The 22,486-nt window shown below is 54.3% G+C and carries 28 protein-coding genes; 10 read left to right on the top strand and 18 right to left on the bottom strand.

From position 1 onward, the window contains the following. Positions 1–34 precede the first annotated feature (34 nt). Genes ACTID9_RS04360 through ACTID9_RS04345 form a run of 4 tightly spaced genes read right to left on the bottom strand, consistent with a single transcriptional unit; the run spans position 35 to position 2,772 of the window. Positions 35–853, bottom strand: coding sequence for an SPL family radical SAM protein (locus ACTID9_RS04360; RefSeq protein WP_441070023.1), 819 nt, complete (start codon positions 851–853; stop codon positions 35–37). A gap of 15 nt (positions 854–868) precedes the next feature. Continuing rightward, on the bottom strand, positions 869–1,582 hold the full coding sequence (locus ACTID9_RS04355; protein ID WP_441070022.1) for a 2OG-Fe(II) oxygenase: 714 nt from the start codon (positions 1,580–1,582) through the stop codon (positions 869–871). Next, positions 1,575–2,117 carry a methylated-DNA--[protein]-cysteine S-methyltransferase gene (locus ACTID9_RS04350; RefSeq protein WP_441070021.1) on the bottom strand — a complete coding sequence of 181 codons (543 nt, stop codon included), beginning with the start codon at positions 2,115–2,117 and terminating at the stop codon, positions 1,575–1,577. Before ACTID9_RS04350 ends, ACTID9_RS04355 begins: the two co-directional genes overlap by 8 nt. Then, on the bottom strand, positions 2,098–2,772 hold the full coding sequence (locus ACTID9_RS04345; protein WP_441070020.1) for a bifunctional transcriptional activator/DNA repair enzyme AdaA: 675 nt from the start codon (positions 2,770–2,772) through the stop codon (positions 2,098–2,100). Before ACTID9_RS04345 ends, ACTID9_RS04350 begins: the two co-directional genes overlap by 20 nt. A 195-nt stretch (positions 2,773–2,967) precedes the next feature. Here ACTID9_RS04345 and ybaK point away from each other — a divergent pair, with 195 nt between their 5' ends. Next, entirely contained in the window at positions 2,968–3,462 is a 495-nt protein-coding gene (ybaK, locus tag ACTID9_RS04340) for a Cys-tRNA(Pro) deacylase (protein ID WP_441070018.1), read from the top strand. 72 nt (positions 3,463–3,534) lie between these two features. Here the strand turns inward: ybaK and ACTID9_RS04335 are convergent, their stop codons facing one another. Next, positions 3,535–4,122, bottom strand: coding sequence for a PilZ domain-containing protein (locus ACTID9_RS04335; protein ID WP_441070016.1), 588 nt, complete (start codon positions 4,120–4,122; stop codon positions 3,535–3,537). A gap of 124 nt (positions 4,123–4,246) precedes the next feature. On the opposite strand from ACTID9_RS04335, the gene ACTID9_RS04330 reads away from it, so the two are divergent. Continuing rightward, entirely contained in the window at positions 4,247–4,420 is a 174-nt protein-coding gene (locus ACTID9_RS04330; protein WP_183192247.1) for a DUF5325 family protein, read from the top strand. A 9-nt stretch (positions 4,421–4,429) separates the two neighbouring features. Here ACTID9_RS04330 and ACTID9_RS04325 read toward each other — a convergent pair whose 3' ends face one another. Beyond that, positions 4,430–5,491, bottom strand: coding sequence for a tetraprenyl-beta-curcumene synthase family protein (locus tag ACTID9_RS04325; protein WP_441070015.1), 1,062 nt, complete (start codon positions 5,489–5,491; stop codon positions 4,430–4,432). Between the two features lie 219 nt (positions 5,492–5,710). Here ACTID9_RS04325 and ACTID9_RS04320 point away from each other — a divergent pair, with 219 nt between their 5' ends. The 4 genes from ACTID9_RS04320 (at position 5,711) to ACTID9_RS04305 (ending at position 10,047) form a co-directional block, all read left to right on the top strand. After that, positions 5,711–6,283 (top strand): TetR/AcrR family transcriptional regulator, encoded by a 573-nt coding sequence (locus ACTID9_RS04320; RefSeq protein ID WP_441070013.1) that lies wholly within the window; start codon positions 5,711–5,713, stop codon positions 6,281–6,283. A 164-nt stretch (positions 6,284–6,447) separates the two neighbouring features. Beyond that, entirely contained in the window at positions 6,448–7,752 is a 1,305-nt protein-coding gene (locus ACTID9_RS04315; protein ID WP_441070011.1) for an agmatine deiminase family protein, read from the top strand. A 20-nt stretch (positions 7,753–7,772) separates the two neighbouring features. Continuing rightward, positions 7,773–9,122, top strand: coding sequence for an APC family permease (locus ACTID9_RS04310; RefSeq protein WP_441070009.1), 1,350 nt, complete (start codon positions 7,773–7,775; stop codon positions 9,120–9,122). Positions 9,123–9,177: 55 nt separating this feature from the next. Then, positions 9,178–10,047 carry a carbon-nitrogen hydrolase gene (locus ACTID9_RS04305; protein ID WP_441070008.1) on the top strand — a complete coding sequence of 290 codons (870 nt, stop codon included), beginning with the start codon at positions 9,178–9,180 and terminating at the stop codon, positions 10,045–10,047. Between the two features lie 76 nt (positions 10,048–10,123). Here ACTID9_RS04305 and ACTID9_RS04300 read toward each other — a convergent pair whose 3' ends face one another. Both ACTID9_RS04300 and ACTID9_RS04295 read right to left on the bottom strand, forming a co-directional pair. Next, positions 10,124–10,747 (bottom strand): YesL family protein, encoded by a 624-nt coding sequence (locus ACTID9_RS04300; protein ID WP_441070006.1) that lies wholly within the window; start codon positions 10,745–10,747, stop codon positions 10,124–10,126. Between the two features lie 27 nt (positions 10,748–10,774). Continuing rightward, on the bottom strand, positions 10,775–11,773 hold the full coding sequence (locus ACTID9_RS04295; RefSeq protein ID WP_441070005.1) for a CvfB family protein: 999 nt from the start codon (positions 11,771–11,773) through the stop codon (positions 10,775–10,777). Positions 11,774–11,950: 177 nt separating this feature from the next. Between ACTID9_RS04295 and ACTID9_RS04290 the strand changes: the two genes are divergently transcribed. Next, positions 11,951–12,733: an undecaprenyl-diphosphate phosphatase gene (locus ACTID9_RS04290; protein WP_441070003.1), complete on the top strand. Its 783-nt coding sequence runs from the start codon at positions 11,951–11,953 to the stop codon at positions 12,731–12,733. A 60-nt stretch (positions 12,734–12,793) separates the two neighbouring features. Here ACTID9_RS04290 and ACTID9_RS04285 read toward each other — a convergent pair whose 3' ends face one another. After that, complete coding sequence (locus ACTID9_RS04285) at positions 12,794–13,603, bottom strand: CAP domain-containing protein (protein WP_441070001.1); 810 nt, start codon at positions 13,601–13,603, stop codon at positions 12,794–12,796. Continuing rightward, a complete protein-coding gene (locus ACTID9_RS04280) occupies positions 13,600–13,815 on the bottom strand; it encodes a hypothetical protein (RefSeq protein ID WP_441069997.1) in 216 nt (71 codons plus the stop codon). The genes ACTID9_RS04285 and ACTID9_RS04280 overlap by 4 nt, the downstream gene beginning before the upstream one ends. 169 nt (positions 13,816–13,984) lie before the next feature. Here ACTID9_RS04280 and ACTID9_RS04275 point away from each other — a divergent pair, with 169 nt between their 5' ends. Further along, positions 13,985–14,128, top strand: coding sequence for a hypothetical protein (locus ACTID9_RS04275; RefSeq protein ID WP_441069996.1), 144 nt, complete (start codon positions 13,985–13,987; stop codon positions 14,126–14,128). A gap of 234 nt (positions 14,129–14,362) precedes the next feature. Here ACTID9_RS04275 and ACTID9_RS04270 read toward each other — a convergent pair whose 3' ends face one another. Next, complete coding sequence (locus tag ACTID9_RS04270) at positions 14,363–15,712, bottom strand: sensor histidine kinase (protein WP_441069995.1); 1,350 nt, start codon at positions 15,710–15,712, stop codon at positions 14,363–14,365. A 1-nt stretch (position 15,713) separates the two neighbouring features. Then, on the bottom strand, positions 15,714–16,454 hold the full coding sequence (locus tag ACTID9_RS04265) for a response regulator transcription factor (protein WP_441069994.1): 741 nt from the start codon (positions 16,452–16,454) through the stop codon (positions 15,714–15,716). A gap of 197 nt (positions 16,455–16,651) precedes the next feature. Here ACTID9_RS04265 and ACTID9_RS04260 point away from each other — a divergent pair, with 197 nt between their 5' ends. Further along, a complete protein-coding gene (locus tag ACTID9_RS04260) occupies positions 16,652–17,143 on the top strand; it encodes a hypothetical protein (protein ID WP_441069993.1) in 492 nt (163 codons plus the stop codon). 40 nt (positions 17,144–17,183) lie between these two features. Here ACTID9_RS04260 and ACTID9_RS04255 read toward each other — a convergent pair whose 3' ends face one another. From ACTID9_RS04255 to ACTID9_RS04230, 6 genes are all read right to left on the bottom strand, one after another. Continuing rightward, positions 17,184–17,735 (bottom strand): DJ-1/PfpI family protein, encoded by a 552-nt coding sequence (locus ACTID9_RS04255; protein WP_441069991.1) that lies wholly within the window; start codon positions 17,733–17,735, stop codon positions 17,184–17,186. Positions 17,736–17,847: 112 nt separating this feature from the next. Next, on the bottom strand, positions 17,848–18,198 hold the full coding sequence (gene spoVAE / locus ACTID9_RS04250) for a stage V sporulation protein AE (protein WP_441069990.1): 351 nt from the start codon (positions 18,196–18,198) through the stop codon (positions 17,848–17,850). A 14-nt stretch (positions 18,199–18,212) separates the two neighbouring features. Further along, positions 18,213–19,214, bottom strand: coding sequence for a stage V sporulation protein AD (spoVAD, locus tag ACTID9_RS04245; RefSeq protein WP_441069988.1), 1,002 nt, complete (start codon positions 19,212–19,214; stop codon positions 18,213–18,215). 4 nt (positions 19,215–19,218) lie between these two features. Next, positions 19,219–19,692: a stage V sporulation protein AC gene (gene spoVAC, locus ACTID9_RS04240; protein ID WP_441069986.1), complete on the bottom strand. Its 474-nt coding sequence runs from the start codon at positions 19,690–19,692 to the stop codon at positions 19,219–19,221. A gap of 28 nt (positions 19,693–19,720) precedes the next feature. Then, positions 19,721–20,581, bottom strand: coding sequence for a DUF421 domain-containing protein (locus ACTID9_RS04235; RefSeq protein ID WP_441069984.1), 861 nt, complete (start codon positions 20,579–20,581; stop codon positions 19,721–19,723). Positions 20,582–20,657: 76 nt separating this feature from the next. After that, the gene (locus ACTID9_RS04230; protein ID WP_441069983.1) at positions 20,658–20,864 is read right to left on the bottom strand and encodes a DUF1657 domain-containing protein; all 207 of its coding nucleotides are present in this window, start codon (positions 20,862–20,864) and stop codon (positions 20,658–20,660) included. Between the two features lie 259 nt (positions 20,865–21,123). Here ACTID9_RS04230 and ACTID9_RS04225 point away from each other — a divergent pair, with 259 nt between their 5' ends. Continuing rightward, positions 21,124–22,467 carry an ammonium transporter gene (locus tag ACTID9_RS04225; protein WP_441069982.1) on the top strand — a complete coding sequence of 448 codons (1,344 nt, stop codon included), beginning with the start codon at positions 21,124–21,126 and terminating at the stop codon, positions 22,465–22,467. Positions 22,468–22,486: the final 19 nt, after the last annotated feature.

The following is a 22,486-nucleotide window of genomic DNA, read 5'->3' as shown; positions in this document are numbered from 1 at the left end:
GAAAAGCCCCGTTCCGCCAACGAACCTGTGCGGATTACGGGGCAAAGCCGTCTTGATTCAAAAGTATCTGTTCTTCCGGGAACACTTTTTTCAACCGCTCATACACGATCCGCCAGGCCGCTGGATCATACCACTCCTCCAGGCCCAATTCCGCATACAACGCCCCGATCCCCAGCCTGCGCGTGCGCTTTCCGCCGCTGCCGTCGCCCATGAAATAATCGTCCAGACAAATCCGGCTCACCAAGGGCCGCAGCAGATGCGCAAACGCCTCGCTGCTCGGCAGCACCGGCGCGATGGTCGCCTGCGCCGGGACACCGGCTTCCGCCAGCAGCTGCAGCGTCTTCAAGCGGGCGGCGATCGGCGGCGCATACGGGGAGAAGTGGCGGCGTATCTCATCCAGATCGGTCTCGACCGTCATGCTGACCCGCACGCGGTCCCCCAATCGCTGCAGCAGATCGATATCCCGCCGCACAAGCGGGCTGCGCGTCTGCACAAGCAAAAAATCCGGCGGGTCACCGACCATCGCCTCAAGCAGAGAGCGGGTCACTTTTTCCTGATATTCAAGCGGCTGGTACGGGTCGGTGGCGGACGACATGAAGATCGTCACCGGCCCCTTCGCTTTGGCCCGGCGCAGCTCCTTGGCGAGCAGCGCTGCCGCTCCCTGCTTGCTGTCTACCCACGTTCCCCACTCCTGCCCGCGAAAGGTCGATACGGGCATTTGCCGCACATAGCAATAAGCGCAGCCGAACGAACAGCCGGTAAATGGGTTGAGCGAATGCGTGTAGCCGGACAAGTAGCCGGTCCCTTTGTTCAGCAGCGTTTTCGGATGCGTGCGAGCGATCGTGATGTGCATCTGCCTGCCCCCCCTTTACGTCGCATCGTGAAAAATGATGCCGAGACTGAACCGCGTCCCGGACGTGATCGTGCTGACGCCGTGGCGGAGCGTGGTTTTGTAGGTACCGCGCGCCCCCGACACAGGCCGATGATTCGTCGGAAAAATCAGCCCCGCCCCTTGCGCAAGCGCGATCGCATGCCCTCTGCTCTGCGCCCGCGGCCGCTGCTCCACAAGCAGAAATTCTCCCCCGGTATAATCGACATCCTTCTGATTCAGGGCAAACACGGCCTGAAACGGAAAAAACACCTCGCCGTACAAATCCTGATGCAGGCAGTTGTACCCGCCCGCCTCGTATTTTAAAATCAGCGGAGTCGGCCGCAGCTGTCCCGCCTGATGGCAGGTGTCCAGAAAGCTTTGCAGATCGGAAGGATACGCCGCAGCCAGGCCGAGCCGCTCCCGCCATCGGTTCGCCGTTTTCGCCAGTTCCGGGTACAGCCCGGCCCGCAGCTGCTGCAGCACATCCGGCAAAGGAGCCGCGTAATACTTATACTGACCGATCCCGAATCGGTAGCGTGCCATATCGATCGTGCTGCGGAAAAAGTCCCGCTGTTCATACGTGGCGATGAGCGCCGCGCACTCCCCGGGTGTCAAAAGAGGTGGAATGGACGCATACCCTTGCTCGTCAAGCTCCTGCTGCATGTGCTCCCACGGCAAGGCTGCGATCCGGTCCGCAAGCCGCTCAACCATAGGCTGCGCCCCCTTCCGCCCCCGCTTTTTCCAAAGCAAGCAGCTTCTTCTTCATGTCGAGTCCGCCGCGATAGCCGGTCAAGGAGCCGTCTTTTCCGATCACCCGGTGGCACGGGATCGAAATCAGGATCGGATTGGCCCCGATGGCAGCGCCGACCGCGCGGACCGCCGCCGGCTTCTCGATCTGCTGCGCGATCGCCGCATACGTCCTGGTTTCTCCGTACGGGATTTGCAGCAGCGCTTGCCAGACAGCTGTTTGAAACGGTGTGCCGCGAAAATCAAAAGGGATCGAAAAATCTTTGCGCTCCCCTGCCATATACGCGCGCAATTCGTCTGCATACGGCTTCATCGCATCATCGTCTTTTTGCAGCACCGCATGCGGATAGCGCGCGTTCGCCCACGCCGCCAGCTCATCGAACGGTTTGTCCTGCGAACCGACAAAGCAGAGCCCGTTTTGCGTGGCAGCGATGTGCAGCAGCCATCCCTCGTGTTCAAGCACCGTCCAATTTATCGTCTCATTGCGCTTTGGATTCATCGTCTTTCCCTCCCGGCTCATCTATTTTCTTGCCATGTGACCCTCGATACTCCTTCGGCGTCTTTCCCGTCAGCTTTTTGAACAGCGTGATGAAGTATGGTGCATTCGCGATGCCGACGGCTCCTGCGATCGCCGCCACCGTTTTGTCCGTTTCCGCCAAATACTCCATCGCCTTGCCGATCCGCTTTTGCTGTACATAATCGACCGGCGTCATGCCTTTGACCCGTTTGAACGTCCGGTGCAAATGGTACGGACTGCCGTGGCACACATCCGCCAACGTCGCGAGTGTCATGTCCTCGCTGTAATGAGCGTCGATGTACTGGGTAATCTGCGACACCCATTCGTTGTCGGGCAAGCGCTGGCCGGTCGGCTTGCACCGCTTGCAGGGGCGGTAATCTTCCGCCAACGCCTCCTTGGCTGCGTGGAAAATGCGGACATTTTCCTTTTTCGGCGGGCGCGATTTGCAGGAGGGCCGGCAAAAGATTTTCGTCGTCCTGACCGCGTAAAAAAATTGGTCGTTGTACGCCGCATCATTGTTCAAAATCGCCTGCCATCGCTCGTCCGTCAGCCGCTCCTCGCTGGTGTCCCCCACAATCCCGGGCTGAAAGCTCTCCAGCTCTTGCTCATGCGCAAAACCGTGTCCGTCATGACTCATGTGGTTTTCACCTCCATCCACAGTATAACCCCGCGCTGTCGTCTCTGTACGTTTTTGGGGATAGAAGAGCAAGATAACGAAAGAGAGTCGCCAAAGAGGGTCGCCCTTCAGGCGGCAATCATGATAGACTGATCGTGATTGCTGGAACGACGCAACGGCGCACAACGATATTCGCGCATAGACAAGGAGTACGACATGAAACAGAGCAAAACGAATGCGATGCGCATTCTCGACAAAGAAAAAATCGCCTATCAGATGCTGACCTATCATGCGGACGACGGAAAGATCGATGGCATCTCGGTTGCCCAAAAAATCGGCAGAGCAGCGGGAGTCGTCTTCAAGACGCTTATTTCTCAAGGCGCCAGCAAAGCCTATTATGTTTTCGTGATTCCTGTAGAAGCCGAGCTGGATTTGAAAAAAGCGGCCAAAACGGTAGGAGAGAAGAAAATCGAAATGATTCCGGTCGCCGACATTTTGAAGGTGTCCGGCTATATTCGCGGGGGCTGTTCACCGGTCGGGATGAAGAAGCTGTTTCCGACGATCATCGACGAGGCGGTACAAGCGCAAGAGACCATCATCGTCAGCGGGGGCAGCATCGGCGTGCAAATTGAGCTGGCGACTGCCGATTTGCTCCACGTGACAAAAGCGCGCCTGGCCGACGTGCAAAAAGAAAACGAAAAACCTGCGTAAACGTCAAAAGCCAGTCTCCACCTTTTTGCAAAGGGGACTGGCTTTATGGCTGGGTCAGGGAAAATGCTCCGATTAAGAATGCTGCAGCTTCAACATTTCCAGCTGGCGGTTCAAGATGTAGCGGCGCAGCGCGTGCAGATTTTTCGAAGAGATGCTGGTCACTTTACATCCGTAGTGAAATCCGTTTTCCTCACGGCTATAAATGTTCATGACAGCCAAATCCACACGCACATCCGGCAGCTGAATCGAGATGCGGTACTCCGTTTTCGCTGCCAGCTTTTCCGAAGTATGGAGCGCCAAGCCCCCCAGACTGAGATTGGTGACTTTGACGATCAGCTTGCTTGTGCTCCCATCCTCCTGCTTGCGCTCCAAAACGGCGTCAAAATTCACATCGAAGCGGGGATAGCGGCGGCGCTGCTCGCGGAACTCGGTCGCAGTCGGCGAATAAAACAAGATGATTCGCTTGTCGTCCTTCGCCAAAATCACCCCGTTGAAATTTTGTATTTCCGAATAATTGTGGGTGATCAAACAGGAGACCGGGTCGCCAACCTGTGCGGTCAATGGCTCGCTGAAAACGACTTCCACCACGTCGCCTTCCTGATAGGTGACTTGCCCCTCGTACATTTTTTTCCCCAGCTTTATTTGCACAATGGAATCCATAATTCCTTTTTTCCCCCTAATGATTCTCCTCCTTTATGTATATATCACCTTTTTCCATCAGCAAAACACCCAATTCTCGGGTATAATGGTGGCATGGACTTGTAATCGTAGGAGGTTTACACACATGAGTCGCTATCAAATCGTTACGTTATGTTTGGCTATTCTCGTAGCCGCTTGCTATTGCGGCGTCGGCGTAGCCATTGCGGAAGGCAGCGCGTTTGGCATTATCGGCTGTCTTGTCCTTTCCGTCGTGTTGATGGGCGCAGGCTTTTCGTACAAACGCAAACATTTGCGCTAGTCGTTTCGCTCAACGCCTTACCAGAAAACTGTTGACGTAGAAGAGGAACGAGGTTATGCTGCCCGCCTGCTTCAATAGCTGCTTCGCGGTGTTATAGATTTGCGGCTGATCGCGGGTGACTTTCCGGTCGACAAGGTAAAAGGCGATCAAGCCGTCCACAATCATGCTGTGGAACGCTGCGTTCGGCAGCGCTTTTGCGCTGGTTTTGGCCTGCTGGATAAAATGCGTAAGCCGCGCGGTCGCTTCATCGGCGTTTGCGTAATAGCTGACAAAGTTCAGATCGCCGCCCGCTTTGTCTTCTTCCAGATCGATCAGGTAATCGAGCAAAATGTGCAGCCCGCAAATCCAGGGGAAGTACGCCGCATCAAGCCGCTCGATGTCAGCTTGGTCGATTTTTTGCTGTGTGGCCATCACGAACAGGGAGAAAATGCCGATCGTCGATCCCGTCACAGCGGAAAACTCCTGCCATAAAATATCGGGGTACTCGGGCCGATGCTGTTCCCACCAGTGGAGCAGCGCGGCTTCTCTTTTTTCCGGGGCAATATGTTTATGTACTTGCAAATCGCTATAGAGCAAGGAGTATTTCAGCACGAGCGGCTGAACCTGCGGATACGATGGCAACCGCTCCACCTGCTGCTGACAGGTTTTGACCAGTCGCGCCAGGAAACCTCCATCATCTTTTTCTTCGCGGTAGAGATAATAGTCTCGAATCTTTGCGCCCGGTGTCAGCGCATCCTGCATGGACAGATGCAGCTGCCGGAAATCGACGGGATCGAGCGACGTGCTCCGGTCACAGAGATTGTCCAGATAGTCGCTGATCGTCTGGTACGCGACGATTAAGGCGACGAGCACGTCTACATGCGTCAGCGCTTGCGCTGCATAGACCGCTCCACCTTGGCAATGGAACTTTTTCGTCTCCATGCTGGCTATTGCCTGTTTACGCAGCTCCGGATCAGGAATGGTTTGCGCCTCTTTATACCAACAGGAAAACTCCTGTTCCAGGACCGGGTTTACATGGCGATAGACGCGATAGAGCAACTGCCACGGGTTACGAATTCCTTTGCCCTTCACTTGTATGCCTCCTAAAATTCGCTTCTTCCATCATATCACAACGCCCCTATCCATTTCATTCATGCGCGTTTTTACAGGCGATGAAAAGTTTTTGAACGTTGTAGCGGTAAAAGATAAACGGATTGGAAAATCCCGCTTGCAAAGAAAGAGCTTCCTGATTAAAATGAAGGAAACCAATTTTGTTTTTTCAGTTTCCATTCGCGGACGAACGATGAAAGGATGGTCGACATTAAGGATCGCATTGTCAGAGCAGCTATTGAGGAAATGCAGGACAAAGGCGTCAAGTTTTCGGTAGACGAGTTGGCGAAAAGGCTCGGTATCAGCAAAAAGACGTTGTATCAGCACTTTCCTTCCAAGGTCGAAATCCTCGACACGATCATCGAGCAAATTTTCAATGAGATGAATGAAAAGGCGACGTCCATCATCAACGACGAACAGCTGCCCCTGCTGGAAAAAATCAAGCGCGTCATCACCGTTTTGCCAGACCATTACGATATCATCAACCGGAACAACTATGAGCAAATGAAGCGATATTATCCGGAGCAGTATGACAAAATGGCGGCCTATCTGGAAAACGACTGGGGATTGCTGCGCGGCCTGATTGAAAAAGGAATGCAAGAAGGCGTCCTCATCAACATGAACTTGTCACTGGTCATGAAAATCGTGATTGATGCAATGAACTCCACGCTGGACCAACATTTTTACAAACAGAATAATATCACGATCGCCGAAGCGCTTGCAGGGATTGTCGACATCTTGCTATATGGGCTCATTCCAGAGAATAAAAGGTAATCAATCTTTTATTCTTCCTTTTTACCCTTAGGAAACTACAAATACAAAATAAGTTTCTTTTGTATCCCATTGTGCTTGAAGGGAGTGATGCGCTATGTAAACCGTTTGTTCCACACAGAGCCATTCGTTACAAAAACACTAGAAAACACAGGGGGTTTTTTCAGATGCAAACGAAAGGCTGGCGAACATTGCTTCAACTGTCCGCGCTTGCCGCAACCATCGCGATGGCGTGCTCTCCGATCGCGGCGGCAGCAGTCGGGCAATCTGCTCCAGCAGCCAAAATGTCGTACCGGTTTCCTGCCGAATGGGAGACCCAACGCGCAGTCTGGCTTGATTGGTATGCCAAAAATGAATACGGGCAGGAGACAACAGACGCGATGCATGCTGTCACTGCCCAAATCATTGAGGCGCTGCACGCGCATCATGTGGCGGTTGAGATGATCGTCGATACGGAAACGCGCAAAGCGGAGGTTCTGAATTTTTTGGCAGCTTATCGCGTCGATCCCGCGAAGATTCGTTTTCACGTCTATGCGGACAGCTATCTGTTCATGCGGGATATGGGACCGCTCTTTCTCAAAACGAACGATGGCAAGCCGCTGATCGCCGATTTTGCCTGGAATTACTACGGGATTTGGTCAGAAGCGAAAGCCAAACCGATCGGTGATGTGGACAAAGCAATGGCTGCGGAGCGGAACATCCCTCTCGTCAAATCCCACATGGTCGCGGAAGGCGGCGGCATTGAAGTCAACGGCGAGGGCGTCATGATGACCTACAAAGATACGGCACTTCAGCGCAATCCGGGCAAGTCTCTTGCGGAAATCGAGAGCGAATACCTTCGTCTGTACGGACAAAAGAAAATGATTTGGCTTCCACGTAGCCCGCTTTCCGACAAATTGACAGCGGATGGCAGCCCAATCATCGAAAACTTTTTCGGGTATGGCGCAAACGGGCATGTGGATGAGGTAGCTCGTTTCGTCGACCCGCACACGATTTTGGTTGCCCAGGTTTCCAAAGAGGCACGGGACAGCAACGCACTGGAGAAGGCTGATTATGAAAGAATCGAGGAGGCGGTCGAAACGCTGAAGCACGCCACCGATACGCAGGGCAAGCCGTTTCGCATCATCCGTGTCCAAAACCCGAGTCTGTCGACGGTCTGGAACGAGCACACAGTCGAAACCGGGGATGTTTACAAGCAATTCGGCTTTCAAGCCGGCGACACCGTGTATGAGCTGCCCGCAGCGAGCTATTTGAATTTCCTCATCTCCAATGGCGTCGTGATTGCCGCGAAGTATTGGGAGCCAGGGAAGCCGGAATCGCTCAAGCGTCTTGACGAGCAGGCAAAAGCAACTCTCGAGCAAGCATTCCCTGACCGTGACATCGTGCAGATCAATCCGCTTGCGATCAACTGGTGGGGCGGCGGCATTCATTGCATCTCGCAGCAAGAGCCGCTATTTGAAAACGCACCTTGAAGGAGGATCAAACCTATCCGATGAAACATGAATCCTCGACCCTCGCACGCGCGCTTTCTTTGCGGCATGTGGTTTTGTTCGGGCTCGCTTTCATGGCGCCATTGACCGTGTTTGTCACCTACGGAGTCGCCATCGAGAGCACCCGCGGCATGATCCCGACCGCCTACGCCATCGCCTTGACTGTGATGCTGTTTACCGCTTATAGCTATGGAGCAATGTCCAAAGCGTTCCCGATTGCAGGCTCCTCCTACACCTTTACGCAGAAAGCCATCAGCTCCCATCTCGGTTTTCTCGTAGGCTGGACGATCCTGCTCGATTATGTGCTCAGCCCGATGATCAGCTCCTTGATCGTCGGCTTGTACGCAAACGCTTACTTTCCGTCTATCCCGATGTTCGTGTGGATCATCCTGTTTATCACTGTCATTACGACGGTCAACATTCTCGGGATTAAAATAGCGGCCAGTTTCAATATGTGTGTGGTTGTTTTTCAGATTTTGTTTTTTGCGGCGTTCGCGTTCCTGTCAATGAAAGGGCTGTTAGCGGGGCAAGGAGCTGGGCACGTTTTTTCGCTGCTTCCGTTTTATGATCCCCATGTAGAACTCGCTTCCTTGTTCGGGGTCATCCCGCTGCTCTGCTTCAGCTTTTTAGGCTTTGATGCCGTATCAACCTTGTCGGAAGAGACGAGGAACCCTGTCTCGACCTTACCAAGAGCGATCCTCCTGATCACGTTGATCGGCGGCATTTTGTTTATCGTGGTCACGTATTTCGCACAGCTGATTTTTCCTCATTTCAGCGAATTTGCGAGCCCGGAGACAGCGGCTACGCAGATCATCGTGTTTCTCGGCGGCAACGCGCTCAACGCAGTCTTCACCGCCGTTATGGTCACAACCAGCTTCGCTTCTGCGGTCGCATCGGGTGCCAGCTCGTCACGCATTTTGTATGCCATGGGACGCGAAAAGGTCTTGACCCAAAAGGTGTTCGGCTACCTTTCTCCCCGGTTCCAAACACCGGTGTACAACCTGCTGCTGATTGGCGCGATTTCGTTATCGGCGATTTACATGGACATCGATAAAGCCGTCTCGTTCATCAATTTTGGCGCTTTGTTCGCGTTCATCTTCGTGAATTTGTCGGTCATCGCACATTACTTTATCAAAAAAAGAAACCGGTCTGCCGCAGGCTGGGTTCGCTATTTCTTCATCCCGCTGGTTGGCGCGCTTTGTACTGGCTGGTTTTGGACACAGTCAAACGCGCATGCGCTGCTTTTTGGTGGCGCCTGGCTCTTTTGCGGCATCGCTTATCTGATGTATGTGACCAAGATGTTTCGTCAACAGCCGCCGCAACTGCACTTTGACGAAGGAGAATCCGCCTGACAAGCCGGATTCACATACGAGAAAAATGATGGATACGAGTGGAGGAAAAATGATCATGACTGAAAACGTAACAATTGGCCTGGTTCAAATGAAATGCGGCGAGGATATCGCGCAAAATACTGCACATACCATAGAAAAAATCAAGGAAGCCGCTGCCAAGGGCGCCCAGATCGTCTGCTTGCAGGAGCTTTTCAATGCCCACTATTGCGGCCAACAACTGGATGTCACCCTGTATGATACCGCCGAACCGGTTGATTGCACCATGCTCGCCGGAATGAGCGAGCTGGCGAAAAACCTCGGCATCGTATTGATCGTCCCATTTTACGAGAAAGCCGGGCGAGGCTTGTATTTCAACAGTGCAGCCGTTTATGACGCCGATGGTCGCCATTTGGGCACAACGCGCAAAAACCACATCCCGCACGCCCCCCAATACGAGGAAAAGTATTACTTCGCTCCCGGCAACACGGGCTATCCGGTGTATGAGACACGCTACGGTAAAATCGGAATCGGCATTTGCTGGGATGAATGGTTCCCGGAGGTCGCGCGAATTATGGCGCTCAAAGGGGCAGAAATCTTGTTCTACCCTTCCGCAATCGGCTCCGATCATGACAATCCCGAACTTTCCTTGCGCCCATCGTGGGAAAAGGCCATTTCTGCGCACGGTATTTCAAACGGCGTGTTTATCGCTGCCAGCAATCGCGTCGGTCGTGAACATGCAATGACCTTTTACGGCGGGAGCTTTGTCAGCGACCCTTTGGGGACGGTGCTGCAATCGCTCGGTGATGAGGAAGGGATTTTGATCCAGCAGATTGATCTTGCGCAAATCGATTTCGCCCGCAATTTGCTGCAATTTTTGCGCGATCGCCGGCCGGAAACCTACGGGCCATTGCTTGAGCTTGAGGCGTTTTCGGGAATGAAAAAATAGAGATTAGAAACCCTGGCTGCGCGATCTCTTAGCGGAGCCGAAGTTGCACTTGTACAAAAAAGCAGGCCCCTGTTCATCAGGCCTGCTTTCTTTTTTCGATCGTTTGAAAGGAGCGGTTTGCCAGACGCATCACCCAATAGCTTGCGCCGCTTATGGCGCAGAGCGGAAACAGCACGGGAAAAACCAGCGTCAACGCAGCCATCGCCGCTACCCCTGCCGCCATGCCGAGCGTGTGCAGCGGTTTGGCGAAGCCGATGAAAAACGCGAATTTGAAGCATTGCAGGAAACGGATGTCATAATGAACGAATACCGGAAACAGATTGACCGCAATCACGACATAGGCCAAGCCGAATGCCGCGATGAGCACGCGGAGCACGGAATAAACCGCCCCTTGCTGCGCAAGGAAAAACTGATAATCCATAAACAGAATGAAGCCTGCGATCGCCGTCATCCACCCCAGCGCATTCGCCTTGCCGAATTCCGTCCGGTACGTTCGCCAACAGGTGGCAAGGAGCGGGACGTCCGTCTCTCCCTGCACCCATTTGCGCGTGACAGTATAAACCGCTGCCGTCGCTGGCCCCGCGCCGAGGATGCCGAGCCCAAGTACCGTCAAGCCGAGCCACAGCAAGTTCAGCAGGACGATTCGCGTGATCCATTCGCACGCCGCCATTATCTTTTCACTCCATCGACCGCCACTCACGCGCTTCCCCTCCCTGTCGGCGCTTCTTTACGCTTTGTCCGCTTCTTCGCTCGCCGCGATTCGCGTCCAGCCGTCCGCGCTCGTGATGCGCCGTTCTTTCAGCAGTTTGCCCAGCGCGCGTTTGAACGCCGATTTGCTCATGCCAAACACGTCCCGAATCACCTCTGGCGCCGAATCATCCGTATACGGCATCGAGCCGCCGCGATTTTCCAGATACCGCATCAGCTTGTCCGCATCTTCGCTGTACAGTTGCTCCTTGCGCGCTTTCATCGAGCCGTTCATCTTGCCATCCTCGCGCACATAGCTGACGCGGGCTTGAACCGTCTGTCCCAATCGGAGCGGCTCCGTCATCTCATCGCGGTGGATGAACAGAATATGCTCACCTTCCGTCAGCAAAAATGCGCCTGCCCCGATGATTTTGTAAACCGTCCCATCCAGCACCTTGTTCAGCATATCCGGCGTGCCCGGCTTGGCATTGGGTGCGATCACTTCCTCCGACACCGGCTGGGCCAGGAGCCGTCCCTCTTTGTCCCGCTTCAGGCTGACCAGAATCATGTCTCCCAGACGCGGCCATTCGTTGCGCAGCATCGGTAAGTCATCGACGAACAGCAATACGTCACGCTTGATCCCGTTGTTCAAATACACGCCCATGCGCGTGATGATCTCCACCACTTCCAGCCAGCCGAATTCGCCCACCTGCACGATCGGCTCTTCCATCGTAGCCGCTACGCGCCCATCATGGTCGGTATACAGGAAAACCTCCACCTGCTCCCCTTGTTTCAGCGTGCGCGTCGCCTCATTGTTATGAAGCAAAATATTCGTTTCGCCGTCATTCAAAAAATAGCCGTACTCCGTTACTTTCGCCACTGGGAGCGTCACCGTCGTCCCAACCGGCAGCTTGCTGTTTTTGGCATTCCCTTGTTCCTTCGACAGATTCCGTGCCGGTTTTGCCGTCCGATTCGGCCGGTTCATCCCCTGCGATCGGCCGCCACCGCGACCATTACTGGTGAATCCACGCTGCTTCATGAAAAAACCACTTCCTGTTCCTCACTCTATGTGTCATCTCATTATACACAAAACGTCGAAAGCATTGGAAAGAAGCTCGACAGCTTTTCCCATATTTTTAAAAAGAGCCGTGCTAAAATAGGGGAGATTTCCCGCTTCGATACTGCTTACATGTAAAAAAACGTTGAAGGTGATGAGATGCTGATCTATCTGGAACATATCATCATGGGGATTGTCCAAGGGTTAACCGAATTTTTGCCGATTTCAAGCACCGGCCATCTTGTATTGTTTGGCAAACTATTCGGACTGCGCGAAGCGGGCCTTCTTTTCGATACGATGCTTCATTTCGGCACCTTGCTCGCCGTCGTCATTTTTTATTGGCAGGAGGTCGTCTCCATTCTGGCCAATCCGTTTGGCAGACTGGCGCGGCTCCTGGTAGTGGGCACGATCCCGACAGCCGTCATCGGGCTTGCATTCGAGGATTTCTTTGACGCCATATCCCGCACAGGCCAAACGATCGGGCTGGAATTTCTGGCGACCGGGGTCATCATCTGGGCGGTCGAATCCATGCGCCAGGGCGACCGCAAATTCGCGGACATCGGGTACAAGGATGCCTTGATCATCGGCACGCTGCAAGGCGTAGCAATCTTGCCGGCGATCTCGCGCTCGGGGCTGACCATCGCAGGTTCCCTGCTGCGCGGCATCGCGCGTCCGGATGCTGCCCGCTTCTCTTTTCTCCTCTCGCTTCCAGCCATTTTGGGCGCTTCCGTCCTGCAAGCGAAAAAAGTCATTGAGCACCCTATCGAAGATACTTTTCTCATCCCGATGCTTGTCGGTACCGCTTTCGCTGCATGTTTCGGCTATTTGGCCATTCGCTGGATGGTGCGGGTGATCAGCACAGGCTCGATGAAAGGCTTTGCCGTTTATGTATGGATTTTGGGGGCACTGATCGTCGTGCTTCAACTGTTAGGGTTATGGTGAAAAACAGGTGGTTGACCGTTATCGTGCCGGTTCAACCGCCTGTTTTTTTATTGCCTTTTGTTACTGGCTGATAAACATCTGCGACCAATACGTCCCCATCTGTCCGCCTTGCACGCTGCCGATGCCCATTTGCGTAAATTGCGGATCAAGGATATTGCGGCGATGTCCCTCAGAATTCATCCATCCTTGCATCACTTCCGCAGGCGTTTGTTGACCGGCGGCAATATTTTCGCCCATTGCCTGGAATGGTATGTTGAAACGCTTGATCATGTCAGCCGGCGAGCCATATGTCGGCGATGTATGGTCGAAATAGTTTTGGTCCCGCATATCCTGTGCCTTGGTCCGCGCCACATCCGAAAGCTGCTTGTTCAACGTCAGCGGAGAGAGCCCTGCTTTTGACCGCTCGCTGTTCACCAGCGAAAGCACCGCGTTATCGCTTGATTGCGTCCCGCCTGCATTCGTTGTGTCACCGGCGCCTGTGCGTGTCGCAGCTTCATTGCCCGCGGCAGGTCCGGTAGTCATGCCGCTATTGCCCATGTACGGCGAAGCACCTGGTGTGATGGTCGCAGGTCCTGTCCCCATGCCTGGAGTGACCGGAGCAGACCCTGGAAAGACGCCGGTCCCCGGATTGACTGTGGCTGGACCCGGCCCGACTCCGGCCCCCGGATTCACCCCGTAACCCGGCGCTGGCCCATAGCCCACAGCCCCAGGCATACCTGTATCCGCCACTTTGACTCTCGTTGTCCGGGCATTGTTGGTGGTGTCCTTACCGGCAGGCGGATTGCCATGCGGTACATTGGCTCTTACGAGAGCGAGGCAAAGCACGGCGACACCCACCCATCCAGCGATTACAAAAGGTCGTTTGCTCATCGGTTTTTCTCCTTTTCATGTTCTTCTACCCATCGTCTGGAAGCCACTCGCGCCACGACGAGAACGATTGCCCAGACAACAGTCGCCATCAGGGCGGTCCAGGCCCAGTTGGCTGTGCCGAGCACCATGTACAGCAAGAGATGAGCGACAAAGATTCCGCTGACCCACAAAACCAGATTCATCCGACTGATATATTGCATGATGTCGTTCATTTTCCGTACGGCCCCTTCCCTTTCTTTACTCCTTGCTATCAGTTGTTATTACCCGGATGCATCCGCGTTATCCATGACACGTCATGCCAAACCGGGCAACAACTCACTGGGTAGACAAGGGCAGTCTCGCACAGACTACGCGATGTAACCAAAAAGGGGGGGCTTTCGCATGGGTAAGAAGGGCGCTGCAAACATGAACCAAAAAGGATTGGCCGTGACAGGGCTGACCAGCGATACGCTGGCGGATGACACGACGCATCCGGCGATGAATCAGGAGGCTAGCAGCAAGCGGCGCGGGAGAAAGCAGCCATAGGCTAGATTGAAGGGAAAAGAAGGGGCGTCTCCAAGTCGAAAAACCGACTTTTGAGACAGCCCCTTCTTTGTTTTGGTTTTGGTGGAGGCGAGGGGATTTTTGAAAGAAAGCTCCACAGAAGCGGTGACAATGCCCACTAGGGGTCGGGGTGAACGGCCCAGCGAAAAAATCGGAAACCGCGCCCCAAAGCCACACGCTGCGCGGCGGGTGTATATGCTGCACGGGTAACTCACGCTATTCCCTTTGAAGAAAACGAACGATAAACATCGCTCCGCCCTCCGGATGGTTTTCCGCCGTAATCGTGCCTCCGCATCGTTCGATGATCACCCGGGAAATAGCCATCCCAAGCCCTGTTTCCCCGTCCTTGCCTTTGACAAAGCGATGGAAGAGCTGAGGGAGGATCGCCTCGTCGATGCCTTTGCCATCGTCACGGATGCATAGAATGATTTCCTTGCCGTTTCTGACGCATTCGATGAAAATGTTTTCCTTGGCATAACGGATGCAGTTGCCGACGATGTTCAGCATGGCTTGCAGCAGCTTGTCAGGGTCCGCTGTGATGATGCAATCGGTTTGATCGTCGATAGCCGAGTGAATGTGCAAGCCTTTTTGCAGCAGCAGCGGCCCCAGCCGAGCGGTCGTTTTCGCGACGATCTGGTTAAGCGAGGTGGGCTGCAGATGAAAGATGTCTTCCTCGGATTCCAGCTTGGCAAGCAGGATCATTTCGGTCACGATTCCCTTCAGCCTGATGCTCTCGGACACAATCACATCCAAACCTTGCTCCGCCCGCTCCCCGACGAATACGCCATCCCGAATGCCCTCGGCATACCCCTGGATTGCCATCAGCGGCGTTTTCAATTCATGGGACGCATTTTGGAAAAACTCCTTTTGCATGCGCCCGAACCGTTCCAATTCCCCCGCCATTTGATAGACAGATTGGGCGACCTCGCCGATTTCGCCATTTGCCTCAATCCGTTTGACTTCGGAGAAGCGGCGCTCCCTCACCTTGTTCACTTCCACCCGCAGCAATGTCAGCGGCTTCACCAGACGCCTCGTCACCACAAGGCTGAGCAAATAGGCGAGAAGACCGCCAACCAGCAAAATCAGCAGCACTTGTCGGGCCAGCTCATACTGCATCTCTTTGATCCCGTGCAAAGGCATCGCAAGAATCAGCTTTTCTTTCGCTTGCGCCCGGTTGTTGATCAGTTCGACGATATATTTATCTTCTTTTCCCTGAAACAGCTCTTTTCCCTGCTTCTTCTGATCCTTCGCCAGTTCAATCCATTGGACTGCCGTTTGCTCCGGCAAAGTCGAGAACAACACATTGCCGCTGCCCCGATACAAAATGATCTCCATTTTGGCGCCGCGCAGCGCAATGTTGTTGATCGCCTGCAAATCCCGTTTATCCAGGCGATCTCCCTCTTCCCCGATGATCTGCAAGGACAGCTTGCCCTTTTCCCTCATTTCCTTGCGCTGCTCCGCCACCAATTTATCCAGCAAAAACGAGTAAAACAAAATCGACGTGATCCCGATGACCGCCACGAGCAATACGGCGAATGCAAGATGGAGCTGACGCGACAGCCTCATGCTACTCCTCCGCCTCCAAACGCAGGCGGTACCCGTATCCCCACACCGTTTCGATCGGCAGCCCCTCCATTTTTTTGCGCAATCGCTTGATCAAATCGTCAACGGCACGCTCGCTGCCGAAATAATCCATGCCCCAGACCAGCGTCAACAGCTCATCTCTGGCAAAAGCCCGGTTCGGCCGCTCCACCATGATTTGCAGCAGTGTGAATTCTTTTGCCGTAATCTCGATTTCTTCAGCCCCCCAAAAAACGCGGCGTTCGTCCAGCTTCAATCGCAGCTCGCCGCTTTCCATCGTCGTGACCGTCTGCGTGCCCGGCTCCGTTTTGACAGAGTCCGGTCCGGCTGGCCGTCCGCCCTGCGCAAGCCGCTTCAACGCATCCCACCGATGAAGATGCCGCTTCACACGCGCCACCAGCTCACGCGGACTAAACGGCTTGGTCAAATAATCGTCGCTGCCCATTTCAAGCCCAAGGATTTTGTCCACCTCTTCATCGCGCGCCGAGATGAGAATAATCGGCACCTCCGCTTCATTGCGAATCCGGCGGCAAAACTCGTAGCCGTCCATACCTGGCAGCATAATATCGAGAATCCAGAGATCGGGCGGCGCCTGGGTCCATAGCTCCCATGCCGCTTCCGCTGTGGACAGGCCGATGGTCCGGTAGCCTTCTTTTTGCAAGTAAGCCTCCACGATCTCACGGATGTTGTCATCATCATCTACGACAGCAATGATATGCTCCTTCATCTCACTCTTCCTCCTGTGTCGGAACATTTGCTTCTTTTTCACAAACCACATCGTCATTGTAGCAAAAAAACGCGGCAGCTTGCGCCCGCTCGTACAGTTACACACTTTTTCCACACTTTCGCCGAGGTTTTGCCAAGTCTCGGAGCTAGACTGATCTTGCAAGCAACAATAACGAAGCCATAGGAGAGTGAACGACTATGAAAAAAGCATGGGTAGCATCTCTGGTAGCAAGCAGTCTCTTTTTCGGGGCCGTTTCCGTCGTAGGCGCGGAAGAAGCCGCTCCGAAGGAAAAACCGAAACAAGTATTGAAAGATGAGCGCCAGGCCCTCAAAGACCTGCGTACGGAGCGCCAAGCGGTTCAGGATGAAATCAAGCAGCTCCGCCAGCAAGTGCGCGAAATCGTGAAAGCAGCTCCGAAAGAGCAGCGCAAACAGCTGGTGCAAAGCTGGATCGACTGGAAGAAAAACCACCTGATCAGCAAGGATGAGCGTGCACAGCGCAAAGCGGACAACGAAGCGGCTCGCGCGGCGATCAAAGCGGCCATCCAGCAAAAAGATTTCGCGACGGCGGAAAAAGACCTGCAAGACCTGCTTGCCGTGAAACAAACCCGCAAGCAAGCAGCTGACCAAATTTCCGCTGAACTGCAGCAGCTCCTCAACGAACTGAAAACGACGGGCACGATCAACTAAACGCGAAAAAACCGGCTGCAAAGAGCCGGTTTTTTGTCCATTATTTGAGCAGGCGGATAAATTCGCGCATGAAGCCCGGCAGATCAGGCCAAGCATGACCGGAAACGAGGTTGCCATCCACATGCAGCGACTCATGGCGATAGGTGGCGCCGCACGCTTCCACATCGAGGCGGCACGCCTGATAAGCGGTCAGCTCTCTTTCGCGCAAATGCTCAGCTACCAGCGTCAACACTTGCGATCCGTGGCAAATCGAGGCAACCGGCTTGTTCTCCAGGAAAAAGTGGGCGACGATCGGCTTGAGGTACTCATTGAGCCGTATGTATTCGGGGGCGCGGCCGCCAGGAATGATCAGTCCGTCATACTCGGCAGGATTCACTTCCGCAAAGGACAGGTGCGCCTGAAGCTGGTATGCCGGCTTTTCGGTGTACGTTTCGGAATGAGCCTCGAAATCATGGCATACCGTATGCAGAATTTTTTTCGAAGGGGCCGCGATCACCGCTTCAAACCCTTCCTCCAGGCAGCGGTAGTACGGATAAAAAACCTCCAGCGCTTCTACAGCATCACCCGTCACAATCAAAACCTTTTTGCTCATGACACAGCCTCCCTTTACTTGCGAATGGTCCTGTACAGGACTTACAGGATATTCCATTCTACGCAACAGAACGCTGTTCCTTCCGGGTTAATCGAAAATTTACACGCGCTTTTTACCCTTTCGGCCTCGCCAAAACGGCTGCAAAAAAACCGAAGATGATCGCAGCCGAGATGCCCGCGCTGGTCACCTCGAAAATGCCTGTGATGATCCCGATGATGCCGTCCGTTTTGGCTTCGCTGATCGCCCCGTGCACCAGCGCATTGCCGAAGCTGGTGATCGGAACCGTTGCCCCCGCTCCGGCGAAATTGATCAGCGGCTCATACAGGCCGAACCCATCCAAAATCGCGCCCAACACAACCAAGGCAGACATCGTGTGCGCAGGCGTGAGCTTTACTACGTCCATCAAGAACTGGCCGATCAAACAGATGAACCCTCCGACAAGAAATGCCCAGAGAAATATCATTGCCATCCTCCTCTTTACGATTCGATGGAAACGGCGTGCGCGATGCAAGGGATGCTTTCCCCTTGCTGGAACGTCAAAGGTGAAAGCAGCGCTCCTGTTGCGACCACCAAAATCCGGCGCCACTCCCCTTCGCGCATCCGCCGCAGCAGATGGCCGTACGTGACGGAGGCAACGCAGCCGCAGCCGCTTCCTCCCGCCCACACATTGGGGTTCTCACCGTAAATCAGCCTGCCGCAATCCACGTATCGATCCAAAGGAATGTTGATGTTATGGCTGGGCAAAAGTTCGGACAAGATCGAATGCCCCACCCGCCCCAAATCGCCCGTCACGACCAAATCGTAATAGTCATGAGGAAGCTCGCGCTCATGAAAGTGGCGCTCGATCGTCGCAAAAGCGGCCGGCGCCATCGCCGCCCCCATGTTGAACGGGTCGGTCAAGCCCATATCCACCACGCGCCCGATCGTCGCCGAGGTGACATGCAGTCCTTTCCCATTCGGCACGACAACTGCCGCGCCGGCGCCCGTGACGGTCCACTGTGCGGTCGGCGGCTTTTGCGAGCCATACTCCGTCGGATAGCGGTACTGCTTTTCCGCCGCCGCATTATGGCTGCACGTCCCGGTCAGCACACAGCTCGCATTGCCGGAATCCACAAGCAGAGATGCCAGCGCAAGTCCCTCCATCGCGGTCGAGCACGCGCCGAACAGCCCCAAATACGGAATGCACAGCGTACGGGCGGAAAAACTGCCGGAGATCGTCTGGTTCATCAGGTCGCCTGCGAGATAAAAATCGACATGATCCCGCTGCACCTCCGCTTTTTCCATCGCCTTGTCGCACGCTTCCTCAAGCAGCACCTTCTCCGCCTTTTCCCAGCTCTCCTGACCAAGCGTCAAATCACCGTGAAGCGTATCGAAGTCCTCGGCAAGCGGCCCTTGCGCTTCAAAAGGCCCACCGACCGCGGCTGAAGCGGCGATGACCGGTCGATTGGCAAAAACCCATGTCTGGTGACCTTTTCGCATCGCTTCATCCCCCCATCTGAATCAACGTCTTGATCAAACCGATCACAAAAGCGGCGAAAACGCCGAATACGATAACCGAGCCTGCGAGCTTGAACATGTTGCCGCCAACCCCAAGCACCAGCCCTTCGCTTTTGTGCTCGATTGCTGCCGATGCGATCGAATTGGCGAAACCGGTGACAGGCACCGCCGTGCCCGCTCCCGCCCATTGCGCGATCTTGTCATAGCCGCCGAATGCCGTGACGACAACCGAGAGGAAAATCAGCACAGCCACCGTCGGATTGCCGGCCGTCTCTTTTGTGAAATGAAAAAAATGAATAAACATTTCCTGCAGAAGCTGACCAATGACGCAAATAAACCCGCCTATCAAAAAAGCGAGCGAAAAATTGCGCACGAGCGGCCGCGGCGGCTCGTGCCGCTTCGCCAGAGCCTGGTAGGTTTGCTGTGTCGGGGTCAGCTTTTTCTTCTTTTGATCGGCCATGCGTTCATGCCCTCCCTTCTTCTTTTGGTTAACGGATCAGATAAGGGGCAAGCCGATCGATCAGCTTTTGCAAGCGGGCTGCCTCTTCCGTATAGTTCGCCTTCCATTGCTCGCTTTCCGTCGCCAGCGCGTACAGTTCGAGATCGGACTGGCATTTTTTCAGCGTCGCCATCGTCAGCTTCCGCTCCTGCGGCTCGGGGGCCTGGATTTTGTCGTCGTACAGGTCCAGATACAGCTCGCCCGCCTTGTCGACCTGCCCCAAAAAGACGTTTTCCACCGCGACGCCCGCTTTCGCCAGCTCGGTATTGATCCAGCGGCGGTTCAAGCCCATGTTGGCGAGCGGCTCATCCATGATCACGCCATCCATGATCACCGCTTGCGGCTCTTCGGCAGGCGACACTTCGATCCCGAGATGCGACGGCGTGATCGGCTGATTTTGCGACTTCAGCAACACGCTTACCTCGCCGTTCGCTTCCATCAAGGCGAATTCGACATCGGCGACCCGAAAGGCGTTTTTCAGCCGCAGCTGCTCCATCACATCCTCGAGCGTCAAGCGTTCTTTTTTCAAGTTATCTTCGAGCAGCTTGCCGTCTTTGACCAAGATCGTCGCTTTGCCTTCGACGACATCGCGGACAACCTTGCTTTTGAGGGAAAGAAATTCGGAAAGGACAGGAAAGATCGCAAAAATGGTCATCGCGATCAAGCTATGATAAATCGGTCCATCCATCTCAGTCGCCATAAAGGCAGCGATTGAACCGATGGATATGCCCACAATGTATTCGATGTACGTAAGCTGCCGGATCTGCCGTTTGCCCACGATTTTCGTCAAAATAAAAAGATAGACAAGCGCACCTATTGAACGGACTACGATACTCAGCCAATCAGGCATGGCATAACCTCCTTGCAGCTGGCAAAAAAAGAGAGGGAGGGAGAACCACAGTTTTGCTGCTCTCCCGAAAAATGCGTTAGAAACCTTTGTATTGAGGTTCTTCTTGCTCCAATTGGGATACGCGTTGCTCAAGCGCAGTCACGATCGTTTGCGTGTCTTGAGCCGCTTGCGTGTACGTTTGCTTCGCTTGCTGATTTTGCGTGCTCAGCGCAAATGATTCCAGGTTCGCTTGCGCTCCCTTCAAGCTGGCAAGCGTTTGCTTCACTTGTGCGGAAACTGTCATATCGAATCACCTCCCTTACCGAAAGTTAGGGTATTCCATTTGCCGTTTTTTTATCATCCATTACGGAAGGAATTGTTTCCCATCCACATCTGTTAAAAAAGCTTACACCGCTTAGATGATAGCGCATTCAAAATTTTGTCTAACGCAGACACAATTCTGTTTTTTCAAAAAAATGTATTGCACGCAAAAGAAACTATGTCATATAATCTAACACATAATCGTAAAACGTCATAAAACCTTACATTAGGAGTGAGAGGTTATGGAACCAACTGCTGCAACTGTCGCACAATCTGTAGATGCCGTTTGGGTCATGCTGTCAGCTATTTTGGTCATTTTCATGCAAGCGGGCTTCTTGCTGCTCGAAGCGGGTTCAACCCGAATGAAAAATGCGGGGCACATTGCAGGGAAAACCATTTTTACCTTCGGGATCTGCACCATCGCCTTCTGGGCGCTTGGCTTCGGGTTCACGTTCGGAAACGGGAACTCCTTCATCGGCTTGACCGGATTCTTTTTTGACGGCTCCGGCATGCAGGCAGAAACCTCGTATGAGTCCCTTTCTGCCGCAGCCATTCCGATCAGTGTCAAATTCCTGTTCCAGCTCGGCTTCGCAGCCGTCTCGCTTGCGATCGCCTGGGGCGGATTCGCCGAACGCGCCAAGCTTTCCGTTTATCTCGTCTTCAGCGCGCTGTTCACCATCGCCATCTATCCGGTCGTCGGCCATTGGGTGTGGGGCGGCGGTTGGCTCGGCCAGCTGGGTATGCAAGATTTCGCCGGCTCGACCGTCGTTCATTTGCAAGGCGCGTTGGTGGCATTGGTCGCCACATTGCTGCTGAAGCCGCGCATTGGTAAATACAACAAAGACGGCAGCTCCAACATGATTCACGGCCATAACCAGGTTTACACCGCGCTTGGCGTCCTGGTCATTTTCATCGGCTGGTTCGGTTTTAATGCAGGCTCCACCTTGAACGCCACGTCCGGTTTCTTTGCCTACGTCGCTTTGACGACCGTGCTGGCTGCAGCGGCAGGGGCGGTTGCAGCCTTCCTGACCTCTTGGGTGGTGACCGGCAAAGCGGATATTCCGAGCATGCTCAACGGTCTGTTGGCCGCACTGGTCGCCATTACTGCCGCTTGCGCTTTCGTTGAGCCGTGGGCCGCGATCGTCATCGGCTTCCTCGCCGGGTTCATCACCTATTTCACCGCTCTCTTCTTCGACCGGATGGGCATTGACGATCCGATTTACGCTTTCTCCGTCCACGGCATCGCCGGTATTTGGGGAACGCTGTCCACGGGCCTGTTCGCCACGCCTGAACTGGTCAAGCAAGTCGGCGTCGGGTCTGCCGGGCTCTTTTACGGCGGCGGCGTTCACCAGCTGGGCATTCAGGCGCTCGGCCTCATCGGCACCATCGCGTACGTCTTGGTTGTTTCCTTCATTCTTCTGGGCATCATGAAAGCGACGATGGGCTTGCGGGTCAATGAAGAGGAGGAGGTCGTCGGGCTCGATTTGAGCGAGCATGGCAGCTACGGCTATCCAGAGCTGCTTTCTGCACCGATTCCCACACGCTCGTTCAAACGCGAGGGAGGCGAATCCCCTGCCATTCATTGAGGAAGGCCAAACATTCCGG

Origin of the sequence: Brevibacillus fluminis, assembly GCF_052072235.1 — a bacterium.
GTDB classification, from domain to species: domain Bacteria; phylum Bacillota; class Bacilli; order Brevibacillales; family Brevibacillaceae; genus Brevibacillus_D; species Brevibacillus_D fluminis_A.
This window is presented reverse-complemented; position numbering and strand designations above follow the sequence as displayed.

Coding starts and splice junctions, on each gene's coding strand:
- spoVAE (WP_441069990.1), bottom strand. CDS start 18,198: ATGATATTTCTCTGGGCATTTCTTGTCGGAGGGTTCATCTGTTTGATC.
- ACTID9_RS04345 (WP_441070020.1), bottom strand. CDS start 2,772: ATGAGTCATGACGGACACGGTTTTGCGCATGAGCAAGAGCTGGAGAGC.
- ACTID9_RS04230 (WP_441069983.1), bottom strand. CDS start 20,864: ATGACAGTTTCCGCACAAGTGAAGCAAACGCTTGCCAGCTTGAAGGGA.
- ACTID9_RS04350 (WP_441070021.1), bottom strand. CDS start 2,117: ATGAATCCAAAGCGCAATGAGACGATAAATTGGACGGTGCTTGAACAC.
- ACTID9_RS04265 (WP_441069994.1), bottom strand. CDS start 16,454: ATGAAGGAGCATATCATTGCTGTCGTAGATGATGATGACAACATCCGT.
- ACTID9_RS04305 (WP_441070008.1), top strand. CDS start 9,178: ATGACTGAAAACGTAACAATTGGCCTGGTTCAAATGAAATGCGGCGAG.
- ACTID9_RS04335 (WP_441070016.1), bottom strand. CDS start 4,122: ATGGATTCCATTGTGCAAATAAAGCTGGGGAAAAAAATGTACGAGGGG.
- ybaK (WP_441070018.1), top strand. CDS start 2,968: ATGAAACAGAGCAAAACGAATGCGATGCGCATTCTCGACAAAGAAAAA.
- ACTID9_RS04225 (WP_441069982.1), top strand. CDS start 21,124: ATGGAACCAACTGCTGCAACTGTCGCACAATCTGTAGATGCCGTTTGG.
- ACTID9_RS04310 (WP_441070009.1), top strand. CDS start 7,773: ATGAAACATGAATCCTCGACCCTCGCACGCGCGCTTTCTTTGCGGCAT.
- ACTID9_RS04320 (WP_441070013.1), top strand. CDS start 5,711: ATGGTCGACATTAAGGATCGCATTGTCAGAGCAGCTATTGAGGAAATG.
- spoVAC (WP_441069986.1), bottom strand. CDS start 19,692: ATGGCCGATCAAAAGAAGAAAAAGCTGACCCCGACACAGCAAACCTAC.
- ACTID9_RS04360 (WP_441070023.1), bottom strand. CDS start 853: ATGCACATCACGATCGCTCGCACGCATCCGAAAACGCTGCTGAACAAA.
- ACTID9_RS04235 (WP_441069984.1), bottom strand. CDS start 20,581: ATGCCTGATTGGCTGAGTATCGTAGTCCGTTCAATAGGTGCGCTTGTC.
- spoVAD (WP_441069988.1), bottom strand. CDS start 19,214: ATGCGAAAAGGTCACCAGACATGGGTTTTTGCCAATCGACCGGTCATC.
- ACTID9_RS04260 (WP_441069993.1), top strand. CDS start 16,652: ATGAAAAAAGCATGGGTAGCATCTCTGGTAGCAAGCAGTCTCTTTTTC.
- ACTID9_RS04290 (WP_441070003.1), top strand. CDS start 11,951: ATGCTGATCTATCTGGAACATATCATCATGGGGATTGTCCAAGGGTTA.
- ACTID9_RS04355 (WP_441070022.1), bottom strand. CDS start 1,582: ATGGTTGAGCGGCTTGCGGACCGGATCGCAGCCTTGCCGTGGGAGCAC.
- ACTID9_RS04275 (WP_441069996.1), top strand. CDS start 13,985: ATGGGTAAGAAGGGCGCTGCAAACATGAACCAAAAAGGATTGGCCGTG.
- ACTID9_RS04280 (WP_441069997.1), bottom strand. CDS start 13,815: ATGAACGACATCATGCAATATATCAGTCGGATGAATCTGGTTTTGTGG.
- ACTID9_RS04295 (WP_441070005.1), bottom strand. CDS start 11,773: ATGAAGCAGCGTGGATTCACCAGTAATGGTCGCGGTGGCGGCCGATCG.
- ACTID9_RS04315 (WP_441070011.1), top strand. CDS start 6,448: ATGCAAACGAAAGGCTGGCGAACATTGCTTCAACTGTCCGCGCTTGCC.
- ACTID9_RS04270 (WP_441069995.1), bottom strand. CDS start 15,712: ATGAGGCTGTCGCGTCAGCTCCATCTTGCATTCGCCGTATTGCTCGTG.
- ACTID9_RS04255 (WP_441069991.1), bottom strand. CDS start 17,735: ATGAGCAAAAAGGTTTTGATTGTGACGGGTGATGCTGTAGAAGCGCTG.
- ACTID9_RS04285 (WP_441070001.1), bottom strand. CDS start 13,603: ATGAGCAAACGACCTTTTGTAATCGCTGGATGGGTGGGTGTCGCCGTG.
- ACTID9_RS04330 (WP_183192247.1), top strand. CDS start 4,247: ATGAGTCGCTATCAAATCGTTACGTTATGTTTGGCTATTCTCGTAGCC.